This is a genomic window from Saccharicrinis aurantiacus (genome assembly GCF_947489045.1).
Classification (GTDB): domain Bacteria; phylum Bacteroidota; class Bacteroidia; order Bacteroidales; family Marinilabiliaceae; genus Saccharicrinis; species Saccharicrinis aurantiacus.
Map to the genome: position 1 here is coordinate 47,438 of NZ_CANLCN010000003.1, position 25,294 is coordinate 72,731.

Consider the following 25,294-nt stretch of genomic DNA (forward strand, 5'->3'; position numbering starts at 1 on the left):
AAGGGTATGAACTTAAATAATTATACAATAAAAGCACAAGAGGCCGTTCATAAGTCAGTAGAAATTGCCTCATCAAATAGTAATCAAGCTATTGAGCCCGGTCATTTACTAAAGGGCGTATTAATGGTAGGTGATCAATTAGTATCGCATATTTTTCAGAAACTTGGAGTACGTTCAGTCGATTTAATCTTAGATCAGATAATAAATGCTTATCCAAAAGTTAGTGGGGGTGAGCCCTATTTATCAAGAGGGGCTAATGAGGTATTAAATAAAGCCACTGAATTAAAAACTGAATTAGAAGATCAGTATATAAGTATTGAGCATATTCTTTTGGCTTTAGTAAAGGTTAAAGGTGAAGTTTCTAATTTATTAAAGGATGCTGGTGTATCTTTTAAAGATTTAAAGGCCGCAATTATTGAATTACGAAAAGGTGCTAGAGTAGATAGCCAAACTGCGGAAGATACTTATAATGCCTTGTCGAAGTATGCAATAAATTTGAACGATCAAGCACAAAATGGAAAGCTCGATCCTGTAATTGGTAGAGATGACGAAATTCGCAGGGTGTTGCAAATTTTGTCGCGTCGAACTAAAAATAACCCAATATTAATTGGAGAGCCCGGGGTAGGTAAAACTGCAATTGCGGAAGGTTTGGCCATTAGAATAATGAATGGTGATGTTGCTGAGAACTTAAAAAATAAACAAATATTCTCTCTTGATATGGGAGCTCTTGTTGCTGGTGCTAAATATAAAGGTGAGTTTGAGGAGCGTTTAAAATCTGTTGTAAAAGAAGTAATTGAAAGTGATGGTCAAATTATCCTATTTATAGATGAGATACATACTTTAGTTGGTGCAGGTAAAGGAGAAGGAGCGATGGATGCAGCAAACATCTTAAAGCCTGCATTAGCTCGTGGAGAATTACGATCAGTGGGGGCTACAACTTTAGCAGAATATCAAAAGTTTTTTGAAAAGGATAAGGCCTTAGAACGCCGTTTTCAGAAGGTAATGGTAGAAGAACCTGATAATTTGAGTGCCATTTCTATTCTTAGGGGTTTGAAAGAGCGTTACGAATCGCATCATAAAGTACGTATAAAAGATGATGCAATTATTGCTGCAGTGGAATTATCTAGCAGATATATTTCTGATCGCTTCTTGCCCGATAAGGCTATTGATTTAATTGATGAGGCTGCTGCTAAGTTGCGACTTGAGATTAATTCGGTTCCTGAGGAGTTGGATGAGCTTGATAGAAAGTATAAGCAGTTGGAGATAGAGCGCGAGGCAATAAAGCGCGAGGGGGATAATACTAAACTCTCAGCTTTAGAGCGAGAAATTGCAGAGTTAAACGATAAACGAACTTTTATTAGAGCACAATGGCAAGAAGAGAAAAACCTTGTGGATGCCATACAAAAGAATAAATCAGATATAGAGCACTTTAAGTTTGAGGCAGAAAAAGCTGAAAGAGAAGGTTTGTTTGATTTAGTAGCTGAGTTGCGTTACGGAAAAATAAAACAGGCGGAAGAATCCATTATTAATTTGCAAGCTAAACTTCAGGATAAACAACACGAAAACTCTTTAATAAAAGAAGAGGTAGATTCTGAGGATATTGCAGGAGTAATTAGTAAATGGACTGGTATTCCTATCACAAAAATGTTGAAAAGTGAGAAGGAAAAACTACTCAGTCTTGAGGCCGAATTACATAAACGTGTTGTTGGTCAGCAAGAAGCAATAGAGGCTGTTGCCGATGCGGTTAGAAGGAGTAAGGCTGGTCTACAAGATGAAAAGCGACCTGTAGGATCATTTATCTTTTTGGGGATGTCAGGAGTTGGAAAAACAGAATTGGCAAAGGCTTTGGCTTCATACCTTTTTGATGATGAAACAAAAATGACACGTATTGATATGTCAGAGTATCAAGAGCGTCATTCAGTTTCTCGTTTAATTGGTGCCCCTCCTGGATACGTAGGATATGATGAGGGTGGACAGTTGACAGAATCGGTGCGTAGAAAACCGTATTCGGTAATTTTGCTCGATGAAATCGAAAAGGCCCATCCTGATGTGTTTAATGTTCTATTACAGGTACTCGATGATGGTCGTTTAACCGATAATAAAGGTCGAGTTGTTGATTTTAAAAACACAATTATAATAATGACATCTAATGCGGGCTCTGATGTGATACAGAGAAACTTTGCTGAGTTGGGTTCGAGCATTGATACCATCGATAAAACAAAGGATGAGGTATTTCAAGTATTGAGAAATTCTATCAGACCCGAATTTTTAAATCGTATAGATGATATTATCATGTTTACCCCTTTGTCTGAATCAGATTTAGAGCAGATTGTACATATTCAGTTTAATAGCATTAAAAAGATGTTAAATGAAAAAGGAGTTGATATTGAATTAACAGATGAGGCTGCTAAGTTTTTGGCTAAAGCAGGTTTTGATCCGGTATTTGGTGCAAGGCCCATAAAACGTTTAATACAAAAAAATGTGATTAATGAATTATCAAAACAAATATTAGCAGATACAATAGAGCGAAGTTCTACCATCTATATTGATGTGGCTAATGATAATATTCTGTTTAGGAATTGATATAAAGTGTAGAGTTCTTAAATGGCATTTCTCAATATCGGAGAATAAAGTGAATGATTGATAAGTACTATCATACTTAAAATCTTCAAATAAATTAAAGCAGTAAAAGGTAAACCCTTTTGCTGCTTTTCTATTTTATGGAACCAAAGATTAGAAAGCCCTAAACCTAGGAACGTCAGAGTGCTTTTCTTACATGAGTTTTTGTAATGCGTGGTTTATAGGTGTATTTGTTTGGTTGTTAATTCTTTATTGTCGTGTCTTATTGTGATAACTTAGAGTTCTAGTATGTTGTTTTTTCAAAAGAAATAATAATAGCTCACTTTTCTTTACTCTCCAACTTATAATACGATTTGTACGTTTCAAACATTGTTTTTATCACTTAAGTATTAAAATTGATTTTCGAGGAATGATGTCCTTTACTTTTGAAAGGTCAATAGGATGATTTTACATCACAAATTCAATTCTAACATTAATTGCTCAAATTCAAAATGAAAAGAAAACTCTTGTTAGTACTATTCAGTATTTGCTTAATTCAAGTATCTGCACAGCACAACATAAAATCGATGAGATATAATGTGAAATCTCTGGGTATGAATGTAGGTGAATTTACAGTAACACAGTATACTAATAATGAAGGCCTCATTACTACAGAAAGTGTTAATGAAATTAGGGTAAAGGTGTTATTACCATATAAAATAAAATACACATTATACACAACTCATAAGGATGGAAGACTTTTACAATCACATCTGCAAACAAAGAAAAATAACAAATTAGATTCTGATACATGGCTTATAGCTGATGCAAATGACTATATCTGCGTTAAAGATAATGATACAGTATATATAAATGAGCCTATTACATATACAGGAAGCCTATTGTATTTTAATGAGCCCGTTGATATTGAGCATGTTTATAAAGAGAAGAGTGGTGAAAAAAGATTTATTAAATCTATTGGAGACCACATGTATGCGTTAGTAAATAACAAGGGCGATGTTACTCATGAGTATACATATACAGATGGCATTTTAACAAATGCTAAGATTAAACATTCCATAGCCGATATTTATCTAGAATACTGCAATTAACTCTACACCATGTTTTTTTACTCTTCTATAGAACCTATTTATTATATACTACCAATAGTAGGGTTCATCATCGGTTTATTTGCCACAGTACTAGGAGGTGGAGGTGGCTTTTTTTTTCTACCAATACTAACAATTGTTTTAGGTGTACCTACACAAACAGCTGTAATTACATCTCTAGTAGCTACTCTTCCCATAGGGTTAGTGGGTACTTACGGGCATCTGAAACAAAACAATATAGACTTTAGAACAGGGTTGCCATTTGTTATATTTGGACTTGCAGGAGCATTTATAGGCGCATATATCACATCAATAGTTTCTCCACAATTGCTTAAAAGTTGCTTTGGAGCTTACACAATAATTTTATCCTTAAGCATTGCCTATAAAGCTCTTCTTAAAACCAATAATAGCAATCTAAATCAAACTCCTATTTCTCGAAATATTAAATCATCAATATATGGTTTATTCGGGGGGGCAATTTCTGGTAGCTTTGGTACAAGCGGAACAGGTCCGGTTTTAGCCGGATTATTATCTTTAAAGTTACCCTTAAGGCTAGTAATAGGAACCTCCTTATTTGTTGTTTTGATAAATACAATAGCCTCAATAACAGCACACTTATTAATCGGTAAAATTGATTTAACGCTGATCTTATTTTTAACAGCAGGATCAATTATTGGAGCTTTCATTGGACCTAAAATAATTTCAAAAACAAACACCAACAATAAAGAATCTAAAGCCCGCTTTATTTATGCTGTAGTACTTTTTACTGTTGGAATAATCATGATTTTAAAATAAACCTTTAGTATGATAACAACTATATACATTATTATTATAAGCTATTTTATTTTAGGCGGAATTGGTTTCTATGTGATCAACAGAAACAAACCTGCTGATGTTGCCAAAAAAAGCTATACCAAGTTTGGAACCTATTTTATAATTATAAACGCGCTGTTTTTCAGTATAGTTATAAACCCAATTGTATTTAAATATTTATGTGTTGCTATAATTGGTATAGGTTTAGCAGAATTGCTTAGGCTGTTTTATAAATCAAAGCAAAAGAATAAGGCATTTTTTCTGGCATCCCTCATACTATTTAGTTTACTCTCTATAGGCTTATATCGTTTTAGCGAGATTCCTAAAAACATCATATTATTTACATTTCTGGTACTATCCATATTCGATAGTTTTAGCCAAATCACAGGTCAACTTTGGGGTAAAACAAAGTTGTTTCCCACAATTAGTCCGAATAAAACATTAGGTGGTTTAGTTGGCGGAACAATTGTAGCTACAGCTAGTGCGCTATTGCTTAATAGCCTTTATAATAACTCCCCGCTTCATATAATTACACTTGCCATTGGCATTATTGTATTTGCCATGCTAGGTGACTTAGCAGCATCATATTACAAACGAAAATATAAAGTGAAAGATTATAGCAACTTAATACCTGGCCATGGTGGCGTGCTCGACCGCTTTGATAGCCTTATAGCTGGTGGTGCATGGGTAGCAGTATGTATAAATCTTTTCAACTTTTAAAAACATTAATAATGGGAAATATAATTACTCTATCGTTTTTCTATTTAATAGGAATAGTAATACTACTTGGCTTTAACGAATTAAACTACAGACGCTTTAAAATAAAGGGTGAAATAACACGGAAGTTTGCTCATTTTGCCTCAATAATTGCGGTAATACCGATGCCATATATGATTGAATCGCATTGGTATGTACTTGGGCTAGCACTCATATTTTTTGCAGGCTTGTATTTTACGCAACAAACCAAGCAACTTAAATCAATACACGATATAAAGCGTAAATCAGTCGGAAGTTATCTATTACCTTTATCTATTTACGTAACATTCTTAGCATCGAGCTACCTCGAAAACAAGTTTATTTATATCCTACCAATGTTAATATTAGCTATTTGCGATCCTATGGCTGCTATACTTGGTATGAACATTAAAAAATATAACAACCAAGTAGTTCTATTTGGTCGTAAATATCAGAAAACATGGTTAGGCACAGGGGCATTTGTTAGTATGAGCTTTGTGATTAGCCTAATTGCAATATACTACTATAGGGGAGTATTTGATATAAAAACATTTTGGCTATCTGCAATAATAGCCATTATTGGAGCTATGAGTGAACTATTCAGTTGGCGCGGGTCCGACAACCTTAGTATACCAGTAAGTATAGCATGTATACTACTTATATTTTTATAGTACCCACACTTTTTAAACAAGAAAAAAATACAACAATGAGAAAGATAATAATTAATGGAGCCAACGGATATGTTGCTTCTAACTTTATTAATGAATTATTAGATAAAGGTTATGAAGTAATTGCCTTGGTAAGAGGAAACAAAAAGCTATCAGCCAACGAGAGAATGTATAATGTATTGGAGGAAACTACTGATGGAAAGCACTCTAATAATAAAAATCTTAAAGTGTTCTCTTACGGGTTATTAGAGGCAGATTTTGGACTTTCGAAGGCTTTACTAAAAATCATATTTAGTGGTAATTTTGATTATTACCACTTTGCCGCTAATCTAAAATTAAAGTACGATCTTAAATCGAGAGACGAGATTTTTAGCACAAACATTGATGGATTAGAAAACTCATTAAACGTATACAATGAATACTCTAATGTAAATTCACGCTTTTTCTTTATTAGCACAGCATACTCGTGTGGTAAACACGAGGGTGTATTTGAAGAAAAATTCTACGATAATGCCGATATCAGTGAATTTAGAAACTACTATGAACAATCGAAGCGATATGCTGAAAATGTAGTAAAAAAGCATATTGATGATAATGGTACGAGAGCGCATGTTATAAGACTATCGCAGGTAGTTGGGCATAGTACTTCGGGCATTACAAAAACCGATTATGGAATTTTTGATTTTGCAAAAAGGATGTATAGTTTATCTAATCGATATCCCAATAAAAAAGTTAGAATGGTAGTTGATTCTAATTCAACACAAAACCTGATTCCGATAGACACTGTAGTAAATTATTTAAAGAGAACCGTTGAAGTAGAAAACCCTCCGGTTATTATTAATTGTATTGCTAAATATTCAACACCAAATCGTTATATAATTGATAGTATTGCTAAGTTAATGCCAATCAGTATTATACCTGTATCTGAGCTTGATAAAAACGAAATGGAACCTGTTGAGCGTTTGGTTTCGGTGGGTATGTCGTTTACTGGGAACTACATCAGCACCAATCTGAGATTTGATACAACGCAATTAGATTCATTAGACAAAGAAAACAACAATACTGTTAAAGAAAATAATGTAGCTAAGATGTTAGAATATTTTATTAATACTCTGCGAACCCCTAAAGGAGCACAGTTAATGCCAAAAGCAAGTTAATAGCATTATTACAAAACCATTTTTTGGATGTATATACACTCAATTATCACGGTTTAGTTTTAACACTTAAATAGTGAAATTATTTTTTAAAAACGATTAAACGAGCATGCAAATTTGATTATCCCAATTTATACACAAAAGGGTCATCAATTTTATTTGTGAGTTCCGTATGACAACTAATTATTAGCATATGAAACAAATAATAGTAAAAGGAGAAAACGTATTAAACGTTCCTAACCTAATCAGTCTTTACCGCCTCTTGGTATTTCCTGTAATATTAGTAATGGCCCTTACAGGAGAAGAGAGTATTTTTGTAACACTACTTTGTATAAGTTTAGTGAGTGATGTATTGGATGGAAATATTGCTCGATACTTTAAGCTACAAACCAACTTTGGAGCTGCCTTAGATAACCTTGCGGATATCTGCACTTACGCCATGGCTTTATTGGGTTTATTTATCTTTAAATGGACTGAAATAGAACCGCATGCTCTGATTTTATATATCTTTTTAACGGTGTTTGTATTGAGTTACTTTGTATCTTTTTTCAGATTTGGAAAAATACCAGGTTTGCATTTATACTCAGCCGTTTCTGCAGGATATGTTCAAAGCATCTTCTTCTTCATTTTGTTTGTATTCGGGTTTTACCCTTGGATGTATTATCTAGCTGTAGGATGGGGAGCAATAGCATATACTGAGAAAATATTAGTATTGTTTAAGCTTGATGATATTAAAATTGGGGTTAAAGGACTTTATTGGTTAATGAAAAAAGATACTAGCAACTAAATTATATGTTTCAGAAAGGAATAGCTGGTATTATTTTATTCATTATTAGTGCTCAGGTTTACGCACAAAGTATTTCAGGGTATGTAAAAGAAAAGAATAGCCAAGAAACTATTCCTTTCGCTAATGTATGGATTAAAGGTACTATTCAGGGGGTAACTGCCGATGCTGATGGATACTTCTCTATTGCAAACCCAAGTGGTAATACGCTTTGTGCATCATCTGTTGGCTACATTAGTAATGAAGTATCAATTAATAAAAATAGTGATGCAAAAACTACCATACATCTGGCAAAAGAAGTACAAGTAATTGATGATGTAACCATTAATGCAAAAATGCCTATAGCAAAGGTTATATTTAAACGAATTCAGGAACACAAAAAAGAAAACCGCAGACAAATAAGGTCGGTTAACAACTATAAATCTGTTCAAAATACAACAGTATATACCGCCATTGATACCAGCTCTATCATATCTCGTGCTTTTGACAATATAAACGATGTAAGCATAGAAATGGAAAACCAAACTCTACGGTTTTCTCCAGTATATTTAGCCGAAGAAGCTCAAAGAGTTGAGGGTGAAAATACTGAGGTGGTTTATAGTAAAAAGGACGGTATATTTCCACGAATTAATCAAGCCATTGAAAACTACATTTTAAGAAGTGTGGTTGTGGATTTAGATTTTTATAAAGATCAAATTTTCATACTTGAGCGCGGATTCATATCACCCATTAGCAGCAGTGCAATGTTGCATTACAATTTATACTTTAACGATAGCACCCGGGTAAACGATAAAAAGTATTATCATTTTACTTATGCGCCTAAAAACAGATACAATTCTTTATTCTCGGGTCAGTTTGTAGTTGAAGAGGGAAGCTATGCCATTACTGAAATATCGGCTCAAATACCTAAAGAAGCCAACATTAACTTTGTAAATGGTTTTAAGGGTAAGGTTGCCTATAAGCAACTCCCCAATGGCGATTGGTTTTACGACAAACAGAGTATTGATATAAATATGTCGTTAACGCTAAATAAAGATACTTCGCAATACGATTCTGAACGAATTGATCAGGTATCCAGTGGAAACTGGTTGGTAAATAAGTCAACTATTTACTCTACTTCGTCCAATCTTGATAATATAGAAGGAAACCAATGGAAGTTTCAAGATGAGTTTTCTTCCTCCTTTGTGGGAGATAGTACCTATCGGAAAGTAGAAACTTTAAAGGAAAACACATATGTAAAAGCGGCAGATGGAGTTGGTGGTATGGCGCTATCGAGCTATTTAAATGTTGGAAAAGTAGATATTGGCCCTGTATTCGATATTTATAGTACCAATAAAATAGAAGGCAACAGAATTACAGTTCCATTACGAACTAGTGAAAAACTGTGGGATAATTTTTATGTGGGTGGATTTTTAGGTTACGGAACCAAAAGCGAAGAATTTAAGTACGGTACAAATATAGCTTTCCGACCTTTGCCTACTGATAAGGTAATTTTAAGGATGAGTTATTCTGATGATTATAACCTTCTTTCGCAAGATAAATTTCTTCGATTTGTGAAAAATAACCCCAATAACAAGGGCAATAGTAACTTTATCGGAGCGCTTACTTCAACCGAAAGGAATCCTTACATAAAGGAGGATAAGAGTTTTGAAATGCGCTTTGAATATAATGCTGAGAATGATTTGCATATAGAGGCTGCGCCTTATTATACCAAAACCACTCAAACACCTGATGTGAGTTTTACAAAAGATGGTGTGAGTTATAACGACTATTCAAATTACGGAGTGCTTTTTAATATGCGTTATGCATTTGGCCAAAAGTTTGACACTTATTTCTTTACCCGAGTGTATTACTCAACGCCTGTACCTATCGTAAATTTTGGTGTGGATATAGGACAAGTAAAACTTCACGATGGAGATATTGGCGACTCGGGTTTGTATGCACACATACGAGGTTCTGTGCAGGGCCGTTTAATATTAGGTCAGGCCTTTATTGTGTACATGGTTAATGGTGGATATCTTATGGGTGATGCTCCTTACGATATCTTAGATCAACCTGTGGGTTCAATGTCATTTGGTTACTCTAAGTATCAGTATAATTTATTGCACCACGCCTCTTTTGCTCATAACTTATATGGTAATGCACACCTCCATCTTAATGGAGGCGGTATGGTACTTAATAAGATTCCTTTAATTCGTGAATTAAAACTGCGTGAAATAGTGTCGTTAAAAACACATTATGGTGATTTAACCAATTCATATAATGGTGTTTTCGATCTACCAACTTATTACCATAATGACCCTACAGTACCTTATGCCGAAATTGGATTTGGCTTAACCAACATATTTAAAGTTTTGCGTGTTGAGTATGTACGACAACTTGGCGGAACATATATCGATAAATCTTATACTAATAAGCATGGTATCTTTTTTAGAGCTGAGATGAGCTTTTAATTTAGTCTTATAGACATGAAAGGAATTTTTAAGGATAAGTAACCTTAATTATTTTTTTCCGTTAAGGTAATAATTAAACTTTACTGAATTGTTTATGAATCCTATAGTTTTAAAAGCCATTTTAACCTTAATTGGAGGAAGTATTGCCCTTACCTTTATTTTAAAAACTGTTTTTAAAAAGAGTATTTTTTTTAAAATAGGTTTGCTTTGGGGTATTAATATCATGTTGGTGGTAATTAATACGCGATTTGCCGAAAATTTTAAAGATGTATATCCTTATGCTTTAGCTTTTTTAATAACAATTGCCATTACATTTATTATAGTATACATAACCAGTAGGATAGTAAAGAATCCATTGAATAATACTAAGGATGATTTAGAAAAGTTAGCATCAGGAAATCTTAGCTTAAGAGCAAATATGAGTCGTTTAAAAAGCGATGATGAAATAGGGGCAATACAGCGATCAATAGTTAAAATGGTTGATGTTTTTGGAGGGGTTGTTAAAGATATAGATCAAAATGCAGATGACTTAATGGAAGTAGGGAATGGCTTAAATGATACGGCATCTAGCATTGCAGATTCAGCCTCTAACCAGGCCTCCTCTCTAGAAGAGATTTCTTCGTCTATGGAAGAGATGGCTGCAAATATTGATCAAAGTACAGAAACATCAAAGAAAACCGAACAAATTGCGCAGGAAGCCAATATAGCAGTTGGTAAAGGAAACACTGCAGCCATGGTTGCATTACAATCGGTGTTGGATATTGCTGAAAAAATTAAAGTGGTTAATGACATAGCCGAACAAACCAATATATTAGCTCTTAATGCGTCTGTTGAAGCTGCGCGAGCAGGCGAGCATGGAAGAGGCTTTTCTGTAGTAGCAAGTGAAGTAAGAAAGTTGGCTGAGAGAAGTAAACAAGCGGCTCTAGAAATTCAAGAGTTTTCGGTACAAGGAGCTGAGCAATCAGAAGCAGCCATAGAACTTTTAAAGTCCTCAATGCCTTTGATGGAATCTACATCAGAATTAATTCACGAGATTACGGCTAGTAGTATTGAGCAAAATGAAGGGGCAACTCAAATAAATAATGCCATTCAGATGTTAAATAGTGAAACGCAAAATAACACATCTTCAGCAGAGCAAATGTCACTAAGGTCTAAAGAATTGAAAGAAAAGGCTGATAAGTTAACAGATCGTATATCATTCTTTAGCTTTGAGAATAAATAAACAAACTTGTTCTAAATTCTAAATATCACCGATTATGTGTTACTTAATTAGGGAATACATAGTTTTTGTAAATCATTTATATCACCATTAAAAAAGTTGCCATCAACAAATTCATTAGAACCTTTTATAATTATTTCATCAGTAAATTGGTGAAGTTTCCAATTTATGGAGTGCATTCTGTGCGATCCAGAATAGGCAGCAATCCAAAGTGTATAGTGCTCAATATGTCCACTTAAATGTTGCTTGTAAAAAGCACGACCTGTATAAATGATAGGTTTAACTCCATAATGTTTTTCTGCTAGGTGCAGCCAATTCAATACTCCTTTCCTCAAGTTCTCTGAACCATACTTACTGGCTTCTTCAATATCTAATACAGGAGGTAAGTTACCAGAACCAAGTTTTACCTGCGATTTAAAATTGTTAAACTGTAAATTTGAATTCTCATTTGGACGATAATAGTGGTAGGCGCCAACAATGTATTCGCGTTCGCTTGCTTTTTTCCAATTATTTTTAAATGTCTTATCCTTTCCGTCTGAACCCATACTAGCCCTAATAAATATGAATTCAACAGGATGTTTTGAAGTCCTCAGGATATCCCACTCAATTTTACCTTGATAATGAGAAATGTCAATGCCAAAAAGGTGCTCTGATTTTGATAGATAGGTATTTTCCTTTCGTGTGCTCGTATAATCCCCTTCTATATATAAATACGTACTTATTAGTATTAATATTCCTACGATCAACTCGATACAAGTTTGGATTCTTTTCTTGTTAATCTTCTTTTGCTTTTTGTTTGTGGCCTTTCTGAGTTGTTTAATTATAAGTAGGAGTATGCTAATAGCCAGAATACTTGAGCCCACCCATATTAAGAACCATTTTGGGTTAATTCCGGTTAATTCAAAAATATAAGACAATGTGTTGTTGTTTTAAGATTTGATGCAAATTTAATACAGATTCTATTATAGTACGAATAATACTATTCAAAAGAATACAAAGGGGTATCGAAGGACCTATAGTTTTAAAAATAGGATAATATTATCATCTCTAAATAAGTGAATTTTTATATAATTCTCAGGTAACTAATCGTTTGTTGCATTTAAAAAGATTAGTGAATTAATTTATGGGGTAAAATAGTGTAGGTATGAGTTAAAATACGCTCATCTTGATAATTAAAAATTATAGAAATTTGTTACGATTTGTTAATCGCTGGCACGGTTAACAAATTAAAGCGAAATGTAACTACAAAACATGCGATTGTAAAAATCATGTAAATGCAGAGAGAAGCTGGCACATCTCTCTGCTGAATACAATGTTTTGCGAACAAAACAATTTATTCACTCTAATGCAAAACTTATGAAAAAAATGCAGAAGTCAAAAGAGGAGCGTACTTATTTGCCTCTTTTAACCAAATTCTATTGTAACCGCTTTAGAATTGCTATTTTATTTGCTCTGGGATCTTCTCTAACTCCCACTTTGGCAAAAGCAGATCAGTTTATTGATCAACCAAAATTCGAAGAAAGTATTCTTCAACAAACCAAAACTATCAAAGGTACCATTGTTGACGATTCTGGCATGCCACTTCCTGGCGTTACGGTTAGTATTAAAGGTACAACAAACGGAACAATTACTGACATTGATGGAAACTACACTTTGCCGGGGGTAAACGACACCGACGTATTGGTTATTTCATTTATAGGTATGGCATCTCAAGAAATACCAGCTGCCGGTAAAAGTACAATTGATGCAACTTTAAAAGGAGATGCCGTTGACCTCGAAGAGGTAGTTGCCATTGGTTATACGGTTCGTAAAAAAGGAGAGGTAACAGGTTCAATTAGCACAATAAAAGCTGAAGAGATAAGCAATTCTTCAAGTCAAGATGTGGCTAAATCACTATCGGGTAAGGTTCCTGGTTTAATTATTTCCGATCGCGGAGGTTATCCGGGCGAAACCGATAATATGACATTATTGATTCGTGGTAAGTCAACATTAGGAAACAATGAACCCTTGATACTTATTGATGGAATTACAGCTAGCACTTTCTCTCATTTATCTCCTCAGGATATTGAATCTTTAACGATTTTAAAGGATGGTGCAGCTGCAATTTATGGTGCACGTGCAGCAAATGGTGTTATTCTTATTACTACTAAGAGAGGTAAAACAGGTAAGCCTACCATTAATTTGTCAACAACTTATAATGTTTCATCTTTTTCGGCCCAACCAGATTTAATGACATCTGAACAATTTGCTATTTATGAGAATGAAATTGCAGATAGGTATGGAAGAGATCGTCCTTTCTCACAAGAAGATATCAGCAAGTATGCCGCTGGAGATGATCCAATTAATTACCCTAGTACCGATTGGGCTGACTTAACTTTTGCTGATTATTCGCCAGAGTATCGTGCTACTCTTTCAATTTCAGGAGGAACTGAGAAAGTTAAATATTTTGTTAGTGGTGATTATGTAGATCAAACAGGTATGTATGAGTCAGGTGATCTTGGTTTTAATCAGTATCAAGTACGTTCTAATCTCGATATTAAAGTTTGGGATAGTTTTTCTTTAGGAGTGGATTTGTCAGGTCGTTTCGGAACGCGAAATCAACCAGGAGTTGACGATGGATATATTTACAAGCATATTTATACCAACTTCCCAACTGAAGTAGGTATTTACCCCAATGGACTTCCTGGTTGGGGTGGCGAAAATGGTGCCAATCCACGTGTAATGTCTAGTTCTGAGTCTGGTTTTCAAGAACAATCCGACAATGATATACGCGCTAAGTTTTCGGGAAACTGGAATCTTGATAAGCTAACACAAGGCTTAAGTGCAAAGGGTTTTGTTGGTATTAGAAAAATGAGTAATGATATTAAAGCGTGGTACACCCCATGGACTGTATATCAGTATCAGCAAGGTGCAGATGAGTATGTAGCTACTCCAGGTTTTTCGCAAAGAGGAAACGAACGCATATTACGCGAAACCTTTTGGAAATTCGACGAGTTAATGCTAAACGCTACAATACATTATAATAGAACTTTTGATGAGAAACATACAGTACGAGGTTTTGTAGGGGTTGAGCAAATGACTTCAAGTCAACGTACTTTCTGGGCCGAACGTAGAGGTTTTCCAAGTGATGATCATCCTGATTTATTTGCTGGTAGCGATGAAGGTCAGCAATCGTACGGAACTTCTGATGAATGGGCTAGATTGAATTATTTTGGGTCGTTTTCTTACGATTATGCCAAGAAATACTTTGTCGATTTAACATTACGTTACGATGGCTCGGGTAACTTTGCTGATGGCAAACGATTTGGTACTTTCCCAGGTGTTGCCGTTTCTTGGGCATTAGCCGATGAAAACTTCATGGATTTTACGGATAGTTGGCTTAACGATTTTAAAGTGCGTGCTTCGTGGGCTATTATGGGTAACGATCGTATAGATGCATTCCAGCACCTAACGCGTTATGATTATAGCGGTGATACAAATGCTGCACAGCCTAATTACTATATATTTGGTAGTCCAGGAACTCGTCAAAATGGCTACAGAAGTAATAATGTTCCAAATCCAGATGTAACTTGGGAAAAGGCAGATACTAAAAATGTAGGAGTCAACTTTACCGTTTTAGACCGAAGGTTAACAGCTGATGTTAATTATTTCTATCAAAAACGTACTGATATTTTAGTACAACGTACAGCATCTATTCCTGATGCAGCAGGACTAACATTACCCGATGAAAACTTAGGTAAGGTTGATAACTTTGGATGGGAGTTTCAATTAGATTGGAATGATAAAGTTGGAGAATTAGGCTACAGTGTTGGAGCCAATTTTACCAATGCCAAAAATAAAGTGGTTTATATGGATGAAGCCGCTGATGTACCTGAATATATGAGACAAGAAGGGCACTCTTTAGACTCTTATATTGTTTACCCAACCTTTGGTATTTTCCGCGATCAGAACCAGGTTGATAATGCTACTGCTAAATTAGAAGGAACAGTTGAAGGAGAGCCACACTATGTAGATACTAATGGTGATGGAGTTATTGATGCCAATGATAGAATTAGAAAATACACCTCTAATGTGCCAGAAATTCAATACGGGGTATATGGTGGCTTACAATGGAAAGGTTGGGATTTTAACTTCCTTTTCCAAGGACAAGCCAAATCTGAAATATTAATAATGTTTGATCAGAATGGCGCAAAACCTGAATATGTATTTAATGAGCGTTGGACAGAAAATAACAGAGATGCACGTTATCCTAGAGCTTTTGGTCAAAATGATCCTTATAGTGGAAATCAAAGTGGAGAGGCTGATAACTTCCAAGGAGCTGATTTGTGGTTGCATGATGCCTCATACCTTCGTCTTAAACAAGTTGATTTAGGTTATACATTCTCAAAAGAGCAGATTGGTGTTGGCGATTTAAAACTATTTGTAAGAGCCTTTAACCTATTAACATTATTCTCTGATGTTCATGATTTAGGATTAGACCCTGAAGCAGTGGGGTATAATAACTTTAGAGATGCACGATATCCGTCTTTAAAGACTTATACAGTTGGGTTAAACTTTACTTTCTAGTATTGAAAACGAATGGTAAATTATAAAGTGATAAAAATGAAAAACTTACATAAAATATTCCTTTACGTCTCAATTATAATGGTAGCGTTTAGCTCTTGTAAAGATGTTTTGGAAACAGAAGCAAAAAGTGCTTTTGCTGAAGATTTAATTTATAGCGATCCTGCTCAGGTTGAGCGTTTAGTATTTACGGCTTATAATAGTACAGAAGGTTGGGCAATAAACCGTTTTGAATGGTGGGGACGTCATTTTAATATTGAGGGTGCTTCGTTTGAAGCCAAGTTTAATTTTAAGGACCAAGATTTATATAGAGTAAGAGCGGGATGGACTCCAGCTAATGTTGGCATCTTCGGTGATAGATGGAGGAATTATTGGGATTACGTACGTTTGACCAATGAATTTTTAGATAGAATTGATGATAGTCCAGCAATGGCTTCTGACCCAGATATGGTTGGCGTCTTAAAAGCTGAAATGCGCTTTTTAAGAGCAAATTTATACGCAAAATTAATAAAGAATTACGGTGGAGTTCCAATTATGGAACATGCTTTAGGGTTAGAGGATGATTTTAATTTGGTACGCAATAGCTACGAAGAGTGTGTAAATTTTATTGTAAGTGAATTAGACGAAATTGTTGATGTACTTCCTGAAACACGTCCGGATGCAGAATTTGGTAGAGCCACAAAAATGGCTGCTTTAGCAGTAAAATCAAGAACACTATTATATGCTGCGAGTAAATTACACGATCCGGTTAATGTGCCAGCAGAAAACTCAGAATTTTATTCGTATTCCAAATCAACTAAGTGGGAAGATGCTTCAAAAGCAGCAAAAGATATAATTGATATGGTTGAAGGAAGAGATTTAATAGTAGTAGCTGATGCACAAGCTTATCAAAGTTTATTTCTTTCTCCAAATGCTGATATAATATTTGCTCGCCCATATAGTAGTGCATATTATGAGTTTGGTACAGATGTTAATACACTACCTGATATGAATCAAACACCTAATGGTTATGGTGGATGGGGACTATCATCGCCTACACATAATTTTGCATTAGAATACAACATGAGCGATGGTAGTACTACAACGGCAGAAGATGGTACCTATGATGAGCTTAATCCTAATAATGGTAGAGAAATGCGTTATTATGCAACGCTTAATTATAATGGAGCGTACTTTAGAGGTAGAAATATAGAGTATTATCTTTCAGAGAATCCTTCTCAGTATCCGCATGGACTAGATTCGCCTCAGGGCCTTGGAAACACAGAACATTCATCAAAAACGGGTTACAATATCCGTAAGTTTCATGATGAAAGCCTAGATGAGGTTACGGACATTTCAGGAGAGCGCCCATATATTTTGTATCGTTTGGCAGAGGTTTATTTAAATTATGCAGAAGCACAATACCATTTGGATAAAGAAGATGAAGCTCGTACATACTTAAATAAAGTATCAACGCGTGCATTGCAACCTGAAATAGACGCTAGTGGCGATGATTTATTAGAGGCTATTAAACGCGAACGACGTGTAGAACTATGTTTTGAAGGTCATAACTTTTTCGACGAGCGTAGATGGATGAACACTGCTCACCTTGGTTTTAATGTGCAAGGTTTAAAGTGGACAATGCTTGGCAGTGGTACACTTTCGTTTGAAGAATATACTGTAGTTGAACGTGGCTGGTGGGACAAACAGTATTACTTGCCAATACCTCAATCAGAGGTTGAAAAGGCTCCTAAAATGCTTCAGAATTACGGCTATTAATAGGAGACAATTGTAAAATTCAAAATTGAAAAAAAATGAAGAAAAATATAATATTATTTCTGAATATATTTATTCTTAGTGTATTGATAACAACCTTTAATAGTTGTAAGGAAGATGAATTGTTATTAGTAAAAGAAGTTGTAATGACTTGGGAAAATCCAGCTGAATTGGTTGTGGGTATTGAATTAAGCAGAGATCAATTGAATGCCACTGCAAATGTTCCCGGAACTATGGTATTTACACCAGCCTTGGGCGAAATATTACCCTTAGGCGATAATCAGGTACTTAAAGCAGAGTTTACACCGCAGGATACTAAAAACTATTCTAGTATGTCAAAAACGGTTACTATAAATATTGTAGATAAGTATACTCCGGTAATTATCTGGGAAGATCCTGCTGTTCTTTTAGAGAATACTAAGTTAAGCGAGAAGCAATTAAATGCCATTGCTGTGTATAGCGATACATCATCAATTGAACTTGAAGGTACTTATGTGTATACTCCAGCTTTAGGAACAGTATTGCCTTTGGGTACTCACGAGTTAAAAGTTGATTTTACTCCATCAGTTCCAACGCATAAGGCTACATCTAAAACGGTAAATATTACTGTTACAGATGTTTTACCTTTAAGTATTGTTCCAAATAGTGCCATACGTACTGATTTGCTCGCATTTGAATTTGAGCTGTCAGGTAATATAGCAAGTCTAGGTGAGAATCCTAAAGCTGGGTTTACAGTTCATGTTACCAATAGCAGTAAATTTGTTGATAAGGATATTGACATTACTGAGGTAACTTTTGATGCTGCTAATGCAAACATCTTACAATTTACAATTGCAGAAGAAATATATGCAGATGATATGATTACCATATCTTACAACGACGAAAATGAGGAAAATACCATTTTATCTGTTGATGGGTTGCCTATATTATCTTTCGAAGCTGAAAAAGTGGCTATACCAGTTGCAGGAGAGGATCTATTAGCAGGAAATGATTGGGCTGGTTTTGAAACAGCTCATGTAGATCCTAATAATGCTGGAGCAGATGGATATTATGTTGGTGCTGCCGTGGCTTGGCAACGCACAACAGATATAGCTGCTTCAGGAGTAGCTAGTATGAAATACACCGGTGGGTTTGATGTAAATAAGCTTTATGGAATGGCATTTGGCGCTAATGTTGATATTCAAGCAGGTGCCTTTGAGGTAAGTCATAAGATTTATATCGAAGCAGGTTCAGATTTAAAGACTATACGTACAGACCTAGCTCGACAAAGTAATGGCTGGGCTTCAGATGTTGAGGCCTTATGGGATGTTGAAAATATAAAGCGTAATGAATGGGTTACAATTAAGCAAATTATTAACATGCCATTTGCTTATAATGATAGTGATGGTAAAGTGAGGTATACTTATTATATAGAGGCTAATATAAACCCTGATGTTTCAGGCGATCAAACCTTCTACTTAGATGATATGGGCTTGAGAAAGGTTGACGTACCAGTGCGTCCCTAAATAGCAACTTCATAGTACTATGATGATATTAATATCAATTTATGTCTATAATTATTAGATAAATTAGAGGAGGAAGCAATTCCTCCTCTTTGCATTTTATAGAAATTACTTGTCATAAAATACAGATAGGTCTTGATGGTGTCTGCGTATAAGTTAAATTATTCATTTCTATCTTGAAACTCTTGAAGGCTAAAACAGAACAGTAATATTGAGTTAAGCTTTGATCATATCAATAGTCGATCGGTTGTGTGTGACAGAGCTGTATAGCTGCTTATTTAAATAAAGTAGAGGATTACTTTATACCAATAATCATATTATCTCATAAAAGAGTTTTTTAAAATAAGCTTAAAGCCATGTGAAACTCTAAGTAGTTTTAAAATTGAAGGTATTTGGCTTGCAATCTCCGCAGGAGTTAAACAAACCAGAGTTACTGGCACTATAAATTTGGACAGTATAATAAAGCAAAAAGGGTAATTGAACTTAGTTCAATTACCCTTTTTTAATAGTTATCTAATTGCATTATTCGCCACTTGCACCATAGTTTGGTAACACACGAGCACTAGGGTCGTTTACATCACAGTTTTCCCACTCTTTGTTAGGCATCCAGAAATCTTTAATTAATTCGCCTCTTCCAGGGAAGTGCTTTTCAAAAATCTCTCTATACATTAACGATTCTTTAGAGATAGGTGTACCATGAGTATATTGTTGTTTTTTAGTCTCAAATTCTTCATCGGTATACATCTCTTCAGCATACTCTTTAAGATAATCAACAACACTATGTCCTACTGCATCCGAGAATGCTGCTTTCTGACGGTATAAAATCTCTTGTGGAAGATAATCGCCTTCAAAAGCTTTACGCAATAAGAATTTACCAATACCTGAATGGTTCATCTTTTTGGTAGGGTTCAATGCCATGATGTAATCAACAAATTCAAGATCACCAAAAGGTACGCGGGCCTCAAGTCCACAAGATGAAATACATCTATCGGCTCTTAGCACGTCGTACTGGTGAATCTCTCTGATTCGCTTTTCGGCTTCCGCTTGGAATGCCTCAGGGGTGGGAGCAAAATCAGTATATTTATATCCTAAAATCTCATCGGCAATTTCACCTGTCATTAATACTTTAACGTCAGAATTTTCACTAATTGCTTTACAAATTAAGTACATACCCATTGACGCACGAACGGTTGTAATATCCCATGTTTCAATGTTATAAATAAGAGTACTTAATGAATCAAAAATATCTTGTTTTGTAAATAATATCTCTGTATGATCAGCACCTAAGTAATCCGCTACAATTTTAGCATACTTAGTATCAATAGGATCATCCTCAATGCCTACAGCAAAAGTTTTAATAGGCTTATTTAGCATTTTAGCTGCAACTGCACATACTAAACTTGAATCTAAACCACCAGAACAAAGAAATCCAACAGGTACATCTGCCTGAAGTCTTTTTTCAATCCCTTTTGTCAATTTCTCATTAATGTTGGCAAAAATTTCTTCTAATTCGTGCTCAATAACTTCATCAACTTTAGAGATGTCTTTATAACAATGAAATCCTTCACCATCGTAATAGTGGCCTGGAGGAAATTGCTTGATATCTTCACAGAAAGAGTGTAGCACCTTTGCTTCACTAGCAAACATTATTTCACCAGCTTTAGAATAGCCGTAAAATAACGGGCGAATACCAATAGGATCTCTTGCAGCAAAATACTTTTTAGCTACAGAATCATATATTACAAATACAAACTCAGCATCAAGTGATTTTGCGGTTTCTTCAATACCTTTATCCATAAATAAAGGAATGATAACTTCGCAGTCGCTCGACGATTGAAAGTTGTATGTTTTCTCGTATTGTTTTCTTAATTGAATGTGATTATATACCTCGCCATTACATACTAGGTTTATTTCATTGTGCACTAAAGGTTGGTTACCGTTACTTGAAACATCCATAATGCTCAAGCGATGGAATCCCATTAATCCATTATTTCCAAAGTCTCTAATAAATGAGTTGTCTGGCCCTCTATAACTTATTTTTTCAAACTCACTGGCAAACAATAGTTTGTCCATCTTATCCTCACCAGTATAAACTGCAAATCCGCACATATATTTTCTGAATTTAAATTCGTTTAGGTTTTAACTTGTCAATAAAACATGTGTAAAAGTATACATTTCATTTATAAATGCAATAAATATTTACGATTTATTACAAAAAAGGCACTTGTGCTTACTAATTGAAAGGAGGTGTAGTTTGGGGGGAGGTGAAAGTAAGTTGCTAAATATGGGGTGCCTAACTAAAAAGTATAGGGTATTAAATGTAAATAATACTTTTAATGGGCAAAGTGTGTAAAAAAATAGGGGTTCGTTGTAAAATGCATAAAAAAAGCAGAATTCATTTCAATACTGAAATAAATTCTGCTTACAATTTGTAATATTCTTACTATTCTTTAATAATGGCCTAATTCTTTTGCCATCTTATCAATATTCTTGTTTTTATTTGGGTCAAGGATTATATTATCACCTTTTGCCGATAACATTTCTTTGCGCAAATCAACCAATGATTTTGAAATAACTTCAAGTTTCTCTTTATTTTTTACTAGTTCTTGTTCAAATGAAGCTAACTTTTGTTTTTGCACAAGTAAATCTTTGTCTGATTCTTTCTTTTGAGTACTTAATGTATAGTATTTGTCTTTCTGAACAGCAAGTTCGCTTTCAAGTTTGGCAAAACGTTCATTACTTAATTTAAGGGCATACTTAATACTAGCAGTATCCCTTTTTAACTTATTGTTGTTTGTTTGTAGTTTCTTTATCTGATCTTCAGCCGAAAGTGAGCTTTTTTGTTGTGAGCTATAAAGCGCTTTGGTTTTATCTAAATCTGATTTTAGTTTATCATTATCGTCAGAAAGTTGTGTTACCTTAATCAATAGGTCACTCATTTCATCACTCATAACAGCATTGCTTAAATGAAGCTCAGTCTTCATTTCTTCAAAATCAGTAATATTAATATTAAGCTTGCTCTTTAAATCCTTATTCTCGCCATTCGCCTCCTTAAGTTTTTTATTTAGGCTAGTATTTTTAAGAACAACCTCGTCGTATTTCTTTTTAGAAACAATGCAGCCTTGAAATAAAAAAGGTAAGGCTATAAAAACATATAATTTTTTAATATTCATAACTTTCATTTTTGAGAAGAGAACCAAAAGTAAGAAAATTCTTAGGTATCATTGAATACATTTTGGAATTATTATTTAATAAATGTTTTTATTATTTACTTTAGCGGAACTAAATAGTTAATTAGATAGTAACAATGCAAAATTGCTACTTTAATATAAATTGATTTACCATGAGAAAGATATTATCCACAATTGCATTTTGCTTATTGTCAGTATGGGCAAATAGTCAAACTACTGAAGTGAAAGGTGTAATATATAATGCTGAAACAAACACTCCTGTGGAGTTTGCTAACATTGGTATTGAAGGAACATATTTAGGTGCAGCTAGTGATTTTGAGGGAAAGTTTATGTTAGAGCTATCAGAAAACTTATCTGATAATACCATTCGAATTTCTGCGGTTGGATTTAAGCCTAAAACTGTAAAAGTAGGAGAGTGGTTATCGGCTACAGATTTAAAGGTGTTACTAGCTCCTACAAACTATGGTATTTCAGAAGTGGATATTAAAGCTAAATCAAAAATAGCCTACGGAATAATTAGAACAGCATCTAATTTGGTTGCAGAAAATTATCCGCAGAATTCATTTGCAATAGAATATGATTACTCTGCGAATGAAGGGTTGTATGATAAAAATAAGTCTATTCGTAAGGTGGCTGTGCATGATGAGTTTGCTTATACTAATCGTTCCTTTACAGAAAGTTACAAGAGCCGATCTTATCAATTTGATGAAGTGAAAGATAATGATTCACACCCTATATTAAAAGAAGGGGTTAATTGGATGGAGTATCTATTATTAGGAGATGTTGTTAGGGTAACTGGTAATGTACTATCATTAAAGACTATTGATGATTTTGATATTAATATAAAAGAAGAATCTGTTTACAATAATGATTCAGTTTGGGTAATAACTTACGATTGCTTAAAACCTACTATTGCCAATACAGCTTGTACGGATGTAGAAAAATATAATGGTACTATAATTATATCAAAAGAAAATTATGCCATTTTAAAAAATACAGTTTCAGTTACAAAAGGTAAGTCTGTAATGTTTGGTAATACCTTTATGGCCTCTGCCGATGCATCAAAAAAAGAGGTTTCATTTACTATGGAATCTTCATACAAAAAGATTGGGGAATTATACTTCTTAGATGAAGTAAACTATGCCCAAGGCGAAAAAGTGGTAAGTTTAAAATCTGTAAAACAAGTTCAATATAACCCATCCATTAAATCACATCAATTTTATAGTGGTTCTAAATATTAATTAATAGTTTAAAATCCTCATCTCAAAATGGCTTTTCTGTAAAAATTATGGTAAATTAAAGCTGTAATTTATAAATATAAAAACCTTACGAGATGAGTGATAAAATAATAACTTTAGCAACGGTTACTTACGAAAAGGCTCAATTAATAAAATCATTATTAGATAATGATGGAGTAAGTTGTTTTTTAGAGCATGTTAACTTAATTCAAGGAGCCATATCTACAGGTGTAAAAATAAATATCAATGAAGCTGATTTTGAAACGGCCATTGGTATTTTTGATGCTCTACGGGAGGTAGAGTATTCCGATAAGCATAATGCTATCCCTGATTATAAATCAGACTTCAAGATTCTAGTACCAATCGACTTTTCTGAGTATTCTAATAAGGCTATTGATATTGCCTTCGATTGGGTTTGTAAAATTAAAGGGGAGGTTACCCTTTTCAATTGTTATTTCAGTCCTTTAGGTAGTGCACTTAACTTTGGTGACACAAACATGTACGATGTTAATGCCGAAGAGCTCAGTATGAGTTTACGAGTGGAGAGTGAAGCTAAGATGGAGAAGTGCAAAAATCGCCTAGAAGAAAAGATTGAAAAGGAAGATATTAAGGGTGTAAGCGTTAAAACTTCCATTCAGAGAGGTGTAGCAGAATATGAAATTCTAAATTATGCCGATGAATATAAGCCCTCAATACTTGTGATGGGAACCAGAGGGGCTGATAAAAAGGTGGTTGATTTAATAGGTAGTGTAACAGCTGAAATAATTGAGATGGCCAAAGTGCCAGTATTAGCTGTGCCTGAAAAGTTTGATTATAAAGGTATAGACCAATTATTAAGTTTTGCTTATCTCGCAATTTTTGAAGAGCCCGATTATCTAGCATTAGAAAAGCTATTAAAAATATTAAATCCATTAAACGCAAATATTACTTGTGCTCACGTTACAAAGGAATCCGATTTAGATAAGAACAGGATTAAAATGGAGCATCTTGAAAATTACACCAAGAAAAAACTAGAAGGGGAAATTAATTTTGAGATGATTAAAAATGATGATTTCTGGTTGGGTATTGAAGATTTCGTTCAGGAGAAAAAAATCAACGTACTGTCATTTACCACTTACAAACGAAACCTTATAACTCGTTTATTAAACCCATCAGTGGCAAAAAAGATGTTATTTCACTCAACAACACCACTTTTGGTGTTTCACGCAAAATAAATATTTAAGCCACACAATATCTTTAAAATTGCACTTAAGCGTTAAGTGCAATTTTTTTATGGGCTCATTTCAGCAAACCAAATTGTTTATTAATGTAATTTCAATTCTTAATTTATGTATAAAAACTGCGAAATATCATATGTCTATTTTGCGAATTAAAATAAAACTCTATTTTTGCAATATAATTTAATAGAAATATGTCAACTGTTACTTATGGTTTATAACTATTACCATATCATACTTAAATCATTTATCACCCCTTGGGGGTGCTATTAATTATTCTCTCAAAAAAAAGATAATTGATGAAAGTAATCAATTATCTCCTTGTTGTATAAAC

The 25,294-nt window shown here is 34.2% G+C and carries 17 protein-coding genes; 14 read left to right on the forward strand and 3 right to left on the reverse strand.

All coding sequences use genetic code 11. The features are described 5' to 3' along the window. Nucleotides 1-6: 6 nt before the first annotated feature. From clpB to QMO11_RS05140, 9 genes are all read left to right on the forward strand, one after another. A complete protein-coding gene (clpB, locus tag QMO11_RS05100) occupies nt 7-2,583 on the forward strand; it encodes an ATP-dependent chaperone ClpB (RefSeq protein WP_282036319.1) in 2,577 nt (858 codons plus the stop codon). A gap of 488 nt (nt 2,584-3,071) precedes the next feature. Beyond that, nucleotides 3,072-3,671 (forward strand): DUF6134 family protein, encoded by a 600-nt coding sequence (locus QMO11_RS05105; RefSeq protein ID WP_282036320.1) that lies wholly within the window; start codon nt 3,072-3,074, stop codon nt 3,669-3,671. Nucleotides 3,672-3,680: 9 nt separating this feature from the next. Continuing rightward, nucleotides 3,681-4,463: a sulfite exporter TauE/SafE family protein gene (locus QMO11_RS05110; protein ID WP_282036321.1), complete on the forward strand. Its 783-nt coding sequence runs from the start codon at nt 3,681-3,683 to the stop codon at nt 4,461-4,463. A 9-nt stretch (nt 4,464-4,472) separates the two neighbouring features. Next, nucleotides 4,473-5,201 (forward strand): phosphatidate cytidylyltransferase, encoded by a 729-nt coding sequence (locus tag QMO11_RS05115; RefSeq protein WP_282036322.1) that lies wholly within the window; start codon nt 4,473-4,475, stop codon nt 5,199-5,201. 11 nt (nt 5,202-5,212) lie between these two features. Further along, complete coding sequence (locus tag QMO11_RS05120) at nt 5,213-5,887, forward strand: diacylglycerol/polyprenol kinase family protein (RefSeq protein ID WP_282036323.1); 675 nt, start codon at nt 5,213-5,215, stop codon at nt 5,885-5,887. A 35-nt stretch (nt 5,888-5,922) separates the two neighbouring features. After that, nucleotides 5,923-7,041: an SDR family oxidoreductase gene (locus QMO11_RS05125; protein WP_282036324.1), complete on the forward strand. Its 1,119-nt coding sequence runs from the start codon at nt 5,923-5,925 to the stop codon at nt 7,039-7,041. 190 nt (nt 7,042-7,231) lie between these two features. After that, on the forward strand, nt 7,232-7,825 hold the full coding sequence (locus tag QMO11_RS05130; RefSeq protein WP_282036325.1) for a CDP-alcohol phosphatidyltransferase family protein: 594 nt from the start codon (nt 7,232-7,234) through the stop codon (nt 7,823-7,825). 5 nt (nt 7,826-7,830) lie between these two features. Beyond that, entirely contained in the window at nt 7,831-10,275 is a 2,445-nt protein-coding gene (locus QMO11_RS05135) for a DUF5686 and carboxypeptidase-like regulatory domain-containing protein (protein WP_282036326.1), read from the forward strand. A 94-nt stretch (nt 10,276-10,369) separates the two neighbouring features. Then, entirely contained in the window at nt 10,370-11,497 is a 1,128-nt protein-coding gene (locus QMO11_RS05140; protein ID WP_282036327.1) for a methyl-accepting chemotaxis protein, read from the forward strand. 47 nt (nt 11,498-11,544) lie between these two features. Here QMO11_RS05140 and QMO11_RS05145 read toward each other — a convergent pair whose 3' ends face one another. After that, a complete protein-coding gene (locus QMO11_RS05145) occupies nt 11,545-12,411 on the reverse strand; it encodes a glycoside hydrolase family 25 protein (protein ID WP_282036328.1) in 867 nt (288 codons plus the stop codon). Between the two features lie 448 nt (nt 12,412-12,859). Here QMO11_RS05145 and QMO11_RS05150 point away from each other — a divergent pair, with 448 nt between their 5' ends. Genes QMO11_RS05150 through QMO11_RS05160 form a run of 3 tightly spaced genes read left to right on the forward strand, consistent with a single transcriptional unit; the run spans nt 12,860 to nt 19,317 of the window. Beyond that, nucleotides 12,860-16,060: a SusC/RagA family TonB-linked outer membrane protein gene (locus QMO11_RS05150; protein WP_282036329.1), complete on the forward strand. Its 3,201-nt coding sequence runs from the start codon at nt 12,860-12,862 to the stop codon at nt 16,058-16,060. Between the two features lie 36 nt (nt 16,061-16,096). Then, the gene (locus QMO11_RS05155; RefSeq protein WP_282036330.1) at nt 16,097-17,815 is read left to right on the forward strand and encodes a RagB/SusD family nutrient uptake outer membrane protein; all 1,719 of its coding nucleotides are present in this window, start codon (nt 16,097-16,099) and stop codon (nt 17,813-17,815) included. A gap of 35 nt (nt 17,816-17,850) precedes the next feature. Beyond that, nucleotides 17,851-19,317, forward strand: a complete 1,467-nt coding sequence (locus QMO11_RS05160) for a hypothetical protein (RefSeq protein ID WP_282036331.1) — start codon at nt 17,851-17,853, stop codon at nt 19,315-19,317. A 519-nt stretch (nt 19,318-19,836) separates the two neighbouring features. On the opposite strand, the gene asnB is transcribed toward QMO11_RS05160, so the two are convergent. Continuing rightward, nucleotides 19,837-21,423, reverse strand: coding sequence for an asparagine synthase B (gene asnB, locus QMO11_RS05165; protein WP_282036332.1), 1,587 nt, complete (start codon nt 21,421-21,423; stop codon nt 19,837-19,839). A 341-nt stretch (nt 21,424-21,764) separates the two neighbouring features. After that, nucleotides 21,765-22,487: a hypothetical protein gene (locus QMO11_RS05170; protein ID WP_075602592.1), complete on the reverse strand. Its 723-nt coding sequence runs from the start codon at nt 22,485-22,487 to the stop codon at nt 21,765-21,767. Nucleotides 22,488-22,657: 170 nt separating this feature from the next. Between QMO11_RS05170 and QMO11_RS05175 the strand changes: the two genes are divergently transcribed. Beyond that, nucleotides 22,658-23,746, forward strand: a complete 1,089-nt coding sequence (locus tag QMO11_RS05175; RefSeq protein ID WP_282036333.1) for a carboxypeptidase-like regulatory domain-containing protein — start codon at nt 22,658-22,660, stop codon at nt 23,744-23,746. A 92-nt stretch (nt 23,747-23,838) separates the two neighbouring features. After that, nucleotides 23,839-24,957, forward strand: a complete 1,119-nt coding sequence (locus QMO11_RS05180) for a universal stress protein (RefSeq protein WP_282036334.1) — start codon at nt 23,839-23,841, stop codon at nt 24,955-24,957. Nucleotides 24,958-25,294 lie beyond the last annotated feature (337 nt).